This window comes from Staphylococcus agnetis (assembly GCF_002901865.1).
GTDB lineage: Bacteria > Bacillota > Bacilli > Staphylococcales > Staphylococcaceae > Staphylococcus > Staphylococcus agnetis.
This window is the reverse complement of the sequence record NZ_PPQF01000003.1, coordinates 1-7,848: the sequence shown is the minus strand read 5'-3', so window position 1 is coordinate 7,848 and position 7,848 is coordinate 1. Positions and strand designations below refer to the sequence as shown.

The 7,848-nt window shown below is 35.8% G+C and carries 8 protein-coding genes; 6 read left to right on the top strand and 2 right to left on the bottom strand.

The window, feature by feature from the left end; translation table 11 throughout:
* The first annotated feature begins 222 nt into the window (after positions 1–222).
* From CD172_RS00125 to CD172_RS00115, 3 genes are all read left to right on the top strand, one after another.
* Positions 223–678 carry a GAF domain-containing protein gene (locus CD172_RS00125; RefSeq protein WP_103345088.1) on the top strand — a complete coding sequence of 152 codons (456 nt, stop codon included), beginning with the start codon at positions 223–225 and terminating at the stop codon, positions 676–678.
* 228 nt (positions 679–906) lie between these two features.
* The gene (rpsD, locus tag CD172_RS00120) at positions 907–1,509 is read left to right on the top strand and encodes a 30S ribosomal protein S4 (RefSeq protein ID WP_037565542.1); all 603 of its coding nucleotides are present in this window, start codon (positions 907–909) and stop codon (positions 1,507–1,509) included.
* Positions 1,510–1,630: 121 nt separating this feature from the next.
* Positions 1,631–2,587: an ornithine cyclodeaminase family protein gene (locus CD172_RS00115; protein ID WP_103345087.1), complete on the top strand. Its 957-nt coding sequence runs from the start codon at positions 1,631–1,633 to the stop codon at positions 2,585–2,587.
* 129 nt (positions 2,588–2,716) lie between these two features.
* Here CD172_RS00115 and CD172_RS00110 read toward each other — a convergent pair whose 3' ends face one another.
* Complete coding sequence (locus CD172_RS00110; protein WP_103345086.1) at positions 2,717–3,460, bottom strand: glycerophosphodiester phosphodiesterase; 744 nt, start codon at positions 3,458–3,460, stop codon at positions 2,717–2,719.
* A gap of 76 nt (positions 3,461–3,536) precedes the next feature.
* Here CD172_RS00110 and CD172_RS00105 point away from each other — a divergent pair, with 76 nt between their 5' ends.
* From CD172_RS00105 to serA, 3 genes are all read left to right on the top strand, one after another.
* Positions 3,537–3,983: an OsmC family protein gene (locus tag CD172_RS00105; protein ID WP_103345085.1), complete on the top strand. Its 447-nt coding sequence runs from the start codon at positions 3,537–3,539 to the stop codon at positions 3,981–3,983.
* An 89-nt stretch (positions 3,984–4,072) separates the two neighbouring features.
* On the top strand, positions 4,073–5,233 hold the full coding sequence (locus CD172_RS00100; protein ID WP_103345084.1) for a pyridoxal-phosphate-dependent aminotransferase family protein: 1,161 nt from the start codon (positions 4,073–4,075) through the stop codon (positions 5,231–5,233).
* A complete protein-coding gene (gene serA / locus CD172_RS00095; RefSeq protein WP_103345083.1) occupies positions 5,223–6,815 on the top strand; it encodes a phosphoglycerate dehydrogenase in 1,593 nt (530 codons plus the stop codon). Before CD172_RS00100 ends, serA begins: the two co-directional genes overlap by 11 nt.
* 89 nt (positions 6,816–6,904) lie before the next feature.
* Here the strand turns inward: serA and CD172_RS00090 are convergent.
* The coding region (locus CD172_RS00090) for an HAD family hydrolase (protein WP_103345082.1) at positions 6,905–7,848 on the bottom strand (944 nt) is incomplete at its 5' end.

The window sequence follows — 7,848 nt, the reverse complement described above, 5'->3', positions numbered from 1 at the left end:
CCAATATAATGATAATAATAGCTAATATAATATATAATGCCATGTCCTTTCGTCTCCTCCTACAAACATAAGTTCATTATAACGTAATTCTTAAACGCATTAAAATGAAATCTTTAATAAAGATAGACTTTTTAAAATTTTACCATAGATTGCGTCTAAATTGCGCCGAACAATTGAAAAGGCTATAATTATTTTATTATTTTTAAGGGAGATGGGCATATCATGGAGATTAATACAAATTATGATATTTTAATTCGCCAACTAGACGCATTGTTAACTGGTGAAACGGATTTAATTGCGAATTTGAGCAATACTTCTGCATTATTAAATGAAAGCTTAGAGCAAATTAATTGGGTCGGATTTTATTTAATGAAAAATGACGCACTCATCTTAGGTCCATTCCAAGGGAAACCTGCATGTGTGCATATTAAAGTAGGAAGCGGCGTTTGTGGCACTGCTGTGAAACAAAATGCCGTCCAAAGAGTTTCTGATGTAAATACGTTTCCTGGTCATATTGCTTGTGACGCAAATAGCCAATCAGAAATCGTTATCCCGATTCATAAAGACGGGGAAATTATTGGCGTGTTAGATATTGATGCACCTATTAAAGATCGGTTTAATAAAGAGGATGAATTGGGCTTAATCAAAGTTGTAGAAATTTTAGAAAAACATCTCTAATCATTATTATCCTTCTTGACTTTTAAAAAGACCGTGGTAAAATGGACTTTGTGTGAAAAACGAAAATAGCAGTTAAATATTATGAGGCGCTATGGTATTCCCAAAGCGGACGTGTCACGTAACCGGCGCTATGAGGTGAAGACACATAAAATATCATATCCTTATGAGCATTTAACACTCTTTTTTGTTTTTTTCATAACAACAAAAAAGAAAAAGGAGGAGTCAATTATGGCTCGATTCAGAGGTTCAAGCTGGAAAAAATCTCGTCGTTTAGGTATCTCATTATCAGGTACTGGTAAAGAATTAGAAAAACGTCCTTACGCACCAGGACAACATGGTCCAACTCAACGTAAAAAATTATCTGAGTATGGTTTACAATTACGTGAAAAACAAAAATTACGTTACTTATATGGAATGACTGAAAGACAATTCCGTAACACTTTTGAAGCTGCTGGTAAACAAGGTGGCGTTCACGGTGAAAACTTCATGATTCTTTTAGCTAGTCGTTTAGACGCTGTTGTTTACGCATTAGGTTTAGCGCGTACACGTCGTCAAGCACGTCAATTAGTTGGTCACGGTCATGTTGAAGTTGATGGTAAACGTGTTGACATTCCATCATACACTTTAAAACCTGGTCAAGTGATTACTGTACGTGAAAAATCACAAAAATTAGCAATCATCGAAGAATCAATCGAAATTAACAATTTCGTACCAGATTACTTAGAATTTGACGCTGATAACTTAAAAGGTACTTTCGTTCGTCTTCCTGAGCGTAGCGAATTACCAGCTGAAATCAATGAACAATTAATCGTTGAGTACTACTCACGTTAATATGTATACGACACCACCATGCATGGCATGGTGGTGTTTTTGCGTTTTAACCTCTATATCCCCTTTTACATTCTGAATGATTTTACGTATACTATCATCAAAAGTGAAGGAGTGAATGTTAATGAAGTTTTGGGATGAAAAAGAGGTTCAATCCGCATATCATATGAAAGATGCAATACATGATATCGAAGCTTTATTTGAAGATATCGATCAAGTGATTCAAACTCAGCGGCTCGTGATTCCTACCGGTGAAGGTGCACAGTCAATGTTATACATGCCCTCTATTCATAAAAGAAAAGCGCTTGGTATTATAAAAATTACTTCTATTACACCTAATAACCCTGAACATCATCGCCCCACTACACAGGCCAATATTATTTTGACTGACATTTCAACAGGTCAGCACTTAGCTAGTCTTGATGGAAGTTATTTAACACGCTTACGTACAGGTGCACTGAGTGGTATTGCTTCAAAATTCATGAGTAGAACAGATAGTAAAACATTAGGAATGATTGGCACCGGAGGCATGGCATATGAGCAACTTTTAGGTAATTTAGAAGTCCGACCTATTGAAAAGATTTATCTTTTTAACCGTACCGAAGCAAAAGCGATTCAATTCAAAAACCGCATATTAAAAGACTTTCCAGATTTAGAGGTAGAAGTTGTTAAACAGGTTAAGCCATTAGTTCAACACTCAGACATTATTAATTGCCAAACTCAATCAACGACACCTGTATTTCAAGCAGAAGATGTTAAACCCGGTACACACATTAATGGGATCGGCTCATATAGACCAGAAATGAAAGAATTAGACTATCATCTATTTCCCAAAGCACAACATATTGTATTTGATGACATTGAAGGTGTGACTGAAGAAGCAGGAGAATTCATCGAAGCACATGAAAAGCACATTTTCCAATTTAATGAAGTCAGTGGTGATTTGAAGTCCGTTGTTCTCAATAAAGATATATTACGTGAGTCAAATCATGATATTACCGTTTTTAAATGTGTAGGCGCTGCCTATTTTGATTTAGCAGTCGCAATTGGTGCATATCAAAAGTTAAAGTCGCAATCCTAAGAATCGTCGACATAACGTAGCCTTCCACTCATAATTATTTAAAAACATTGATGTACGTATTAATGATCAATCTAAAATGGGATAATGATAGTATTAACTTTGATGTCATTATCCCTTTAATACGTTGTTTTATAATTTAAATAAGCGGTGCGGGGCATCTGTAATGAGTCCATCAACACCTAGTTTCATCATATGTTTTGCATCATCGACTGTATTAACTGTATAAGGCATTACTTTTAAACCTTCTTGATGTGCACGTTGAATAAATCTTGGATTGACTAATTTAAAGTTAGGATTAGCATAATCAGCAAATTGAGCAATGTCTTTAAATGGTGGTTGTTTTAACCAATATTTACGTTTACTAATTAGCACGCCCAACTTAATGTACGGTGTTAACGTATGAATCCGTTGAATAGATTTCATATCAAAAGATTGAATAATGATACGATGATGCGGAAATTGCTGGTTTTTAATCTTCTGAATGACTGCCTCTTCAATCCCTGGATATTTCTTTGGCGTTTTAATTTCAATTAAAAGCATTTTAGAATAATTTTTACAAAGTGTTAAAACTTCATCGAAAGTCATAATCTCTTCATGTTGGTAGGGTGCTTTCCAACTCCCAAAATCATATGTACGTAATTCATCTAAAGTAAGTTCTTTAATTTCCCCTTTTCCATTTGATGTGCGATCAATCGTTTCATCGTGAATTACAACGAGCGCACCATCTTTAGTCATATGTAAATCAATTTCTAACATGTCGATATGTCTTCCTAGTGCTGCTTGATATGCAAGCTTCGTATTTTCCGGGTATTTTTCTGCTAAACCCCGATGCGCAACGATTTTAAACGCTTTAAATGGTTTACTCAATTTCATTAGAGAAACATCCTTTCAAATAATACAAAATTCTACTACACTTAACTTATCATAATCCCAGTAGGAGTGAAGTAAAATGACTCAACATGCTTTTAAAGTACATTTGAAATGGCGAAGTGGTAAAGATCATGTAGGACAACTTGAAGGCGATGTCATTCATGCACCATTTTCAATCCCGAACGCTTTGGGTGGTGTTGGTGTGGGTACTAATCCTGACGAGCTATTAATTAGTGCTGCTGGTAGTTGTTTTACACTATCATTAGCAGCAACATTAGAACGCGCTCGTATAGACGTGATAGCTTTAGATGTCAACTCTGTAGGTACTGCTTCATATAAAAATCACAAGTTTTCAATGGACAATATTACACACAATGTCAACATCTACGTTCAAAATGTTGAAACTAAAGATCAACTTAATCAAAGATTAGAGCGATTAATTCATATAGCAGATCGCAATTGTATGGTCTCCAATAGTATACGTGGAAATGTAGCCATTCACATCCACCCCTCTATCATTATTTAATTTCACTGGAAAAAAGTTCCGTGAAATTTTTCTGTTAATTTATCAGAATATTTGTTAAAATTAAAAAATCTTACTTAAGGAGGTTTCTTATGTATTTTAATCATACCACATTATTGACACCTGGCCCTACTCCTGTTACTGCACAAATCCAAGCTGAAATGAATTTACCCATGGTGGGACATCGTTCATCTGACTTTGAAATGATTGCTAAGGAAGCCTTCCAAGCGCTTAAAGTTGTTTTTGGAAGTCAACATGATGTTATGATTTTATCTTCCAGTGGTACAAGCGCGCTAGAAGCAAGTATGGTGAATTTGCTTGAAGCTGAAGATCATATAGTAGTGATCGTTTCTGGTGCTTTCGGAAATCGCTTTAAACAAATTGCTCAAACCTATTATTCAAACGTTCACGTCTTTGATGTGACTTGGGGAGAAGCTTTCGACACAAAAGCTGTAATTGATTTCATTAAAAATATCAACCATCGCATCAAAGCTGTATTCACCCAATTTTGTGAAACATCTACTGCAGTATTACACCCCGTTGCTGAACTCGGTGTTGCATTAAAACAATTAGATGACGCTTTATTTTATGTGGTAGATGGCGTCAGTTGTATTGGAGCAGTTGATGTTGATATGCAACGTGACGCTATAGATGTTTTAGTATCAGGTAGCCAAAAAGCGATGGGTTTACCTCCTGGTATTGCATTTGTTGCTTATAATGAACGCGCGTTAAGAGCTTTTCAGCAAAATAAAACACCAAAATTTTACTTAGATTTGTCGAAACATTATGAATCTTTAAAGGCGTCCTCTACACCCTATACGCCAAACATTACTGCGTTCCGTGGTGTCAATGCATATATACGCAATGTCAATGAATTAGGACTAAAAAATGTTATTCAACAGCATTATCAATTACGCGATGCTGTCCGTTCAGCTTTGAAAGCACTTGACCTTGATTTACTTGTTAACGATGCTGTGGCATCACCCACAGTCACTGCTTTCATCCCTAAAAATAAAGAGGAGCTTCAAACGATTAAAAATGAACTCAAAGCGCAGTTTAATATTACAATTGCCGGAGGTCAAGGATACTTGAAAGGACAGATTTTACGTGTAGGACATATGGCAGATGTATCACCTTTTACATTATTATCATTTATCGCAGCTTTAGAGCTCATTTTAACTAAACATAGACAAACATCTTTAGTTGGAAAAGGGACTACAGCATTTATGGAGGTTTTAAAAGATGTTATATAAAGTACTTGTCGCAGACCCCATTTCTGAAGATGGCTTAAAATCACTTACAGAAGATACACGTTTTAATGTCGTCCACCAAACAGGATTAACTGAAGCCGAACTTATTGAACGCATTCCTGAATATCATGCATTAATTGTCCGTAGCCAGACTCAAGTTACAGAAGCGATCTTGAAAGCAGCTACGCAGTTAAAAGTCGTGGCACGCGCTGGTGTAGGAGTTGATAATATCGACCTAGACTATGCGACGAAACAAGGCATCATTGTGATTAATGCGCCCGACGGTAACACTATATCTGCCACTGAACATTCTGTTGCGATGATTCTCGCAATGTCACGCAACATTCCTCAAGCACACGCATCATTATCTCAAGGCCAATGGGATCGAAAACGTTTTAGAGGAACGGAGCTTTATCGAAAAACATTAGGCATTATTGGAACTGGTCGAATTGGTATTGGTGTTGCGAAACGGCTTCAAAGTTTTGGTATGTCAATATTGGCATATGATCCATATTTATCTGAAGACAAAGCCAAAGAACTTGATTTTACTCGAGCTACAGTCGATGAAATTGCTCAAAATGCTGACTTTGTTACTGTACATACGCCATTAACCGACAAAACTAAAGGGATTATTGGTGCATCATTTTTTGAACAAGCAAAACCAAGCCTAAGGATTATTAATGTAGCACGGGGTGGCATTATTGATGAAGCGGCGTTATTGCAAGCCTTAAATAATAATCAAATCGCAGGCGCTGCCTTAGATGTTTTTGAAAATGAACCCGCAACCGATTCGCCATTAACACGTCATCCGAAAGTTATTGTGACACCACATCTTGGTGCATCTACAATTGAAGCACAAGAAAAAGTGGCTGTTTCTGTTGCTGAAAACATTGCTGAAATATTGTTACATCAAAATATTTCTCATGCAGTCAATGCACCGAGTGTCATTTTCAATGACGATGAAGCATTAAAACCATTTGTCCAACTTGCAAAAATGACGGGTCAAGTGGGCATACAATTATTGCCTAAAGCACCTCGTGAACTAAAAATTACTTATGCTGGGGATTTAGCTTTAGATGACACGAGTTTAATTACACGAACATTAGTTAAGGGTGTATTACAACAAGATATGGGAGATCATGTCAATTTAATTAATGCCCTTGTTCTTTTAAATGAACAAAATGTAACCTATACAATTGAAAAAACGAAAAGTAAAAAAGGATTCAGTAACTATATTGAGTTAGAACTCATCAATAAAGGAGACCGAGTTAAATTAGGTGCTACTGTCCTCAATGGATTCGGACCTAGAATCGTTCGTATTAATGATTATCCTGTTGACTTCAAACCTGAACAATACCAGCTCGTCATTCATCATCATGATCGACCCGGTATCGTTGGAAAAACTGGTCAAATACTTGGTGAATATGACGTGAATATTGCATCAATGCATTTAGGCCGTACACATATTGGTGGTAAAGCAATGATGATATTGTCTATCGATAACCCTATCCATCAAGCTGTAGAGGATGACTTATTAAATATAGACGGTTTCCATTCCGTTACACCAGTTACTTTGAAACAATAACTAAAAAGCTAGATAAGGTCATTGACGCATTGTGAAACACCGACCTTCATCTAGCTTTTATCATTTAAAATTTAGTTAAGCATTCATATTCAATGATGATTTAACACGATATCTTTAATATCTAGAACATGATTAACGATATAGTCCGCATCATGTGCTTCTAATTCTTTACGTGCCTCTTTCCCTTTTAAACCTGTTAAAGTTCCAATAAATGTCGCATTAATTGTTTTCGCACAGAGTAAATCTGCTAACGAATCTCCCACTATAATAACTTGTTTCTTATCGACACGATGCGTTTGATGGGTTGCATAATCATAATAACGATTCTTATCATTTCCATAATAAGCAACAAGATATGTAAATGGGTTCGGTTTACCTAATGGTTTTTGTTCTGGATATTCCGATTCAACCTCTAGTACTTCACTTGCTGTTCCAATATAATACGTATCAAAATGTGTTAATAATCCTAAAGCCTCAAAAGGAATTAATGTCTCTGGACGCGTACGACCCGTCGCTATACCAATACGATACCCTTCTGATTTTAAGGTATTTAATAAAGACTTTATGTCTTCAACCGGCACAATAACTTTTTCGTTATAAATGTAGCCTTGTTTAAAATCCGATTTTGCAGGTAATTGTTCAATTTCTTCAAAAAGAGAACATCCTAAATACCACTCTTGATAAATAGATTGTGCAAATTGCCATAAAGGACTTTGAATATCAAAAAGCGTTGTGTTTTCGTATTCCAAATGCGTTTCAGCATAAGACATGAGTGCACGGTAAAGCGTATCTTTTCCATTTTCAACATTTTTTAAAAAGTCTAATGGTTCCGCATAATCAATTCTTTTATGCGTCACATGCTGCCCCAAATTTTGCAACTGTGCTTGTGTGATGACCTTAGATTCTAAAAATGTCACTTGCATCTCTTTAGGTAATTGCTTTAATAATTGAATAAAGTGAATTGAAAATACTATAAATAACATATCCCAATTAGAGTTTACACCAAGAGATTTTAATTGATTGAGTATGAGAT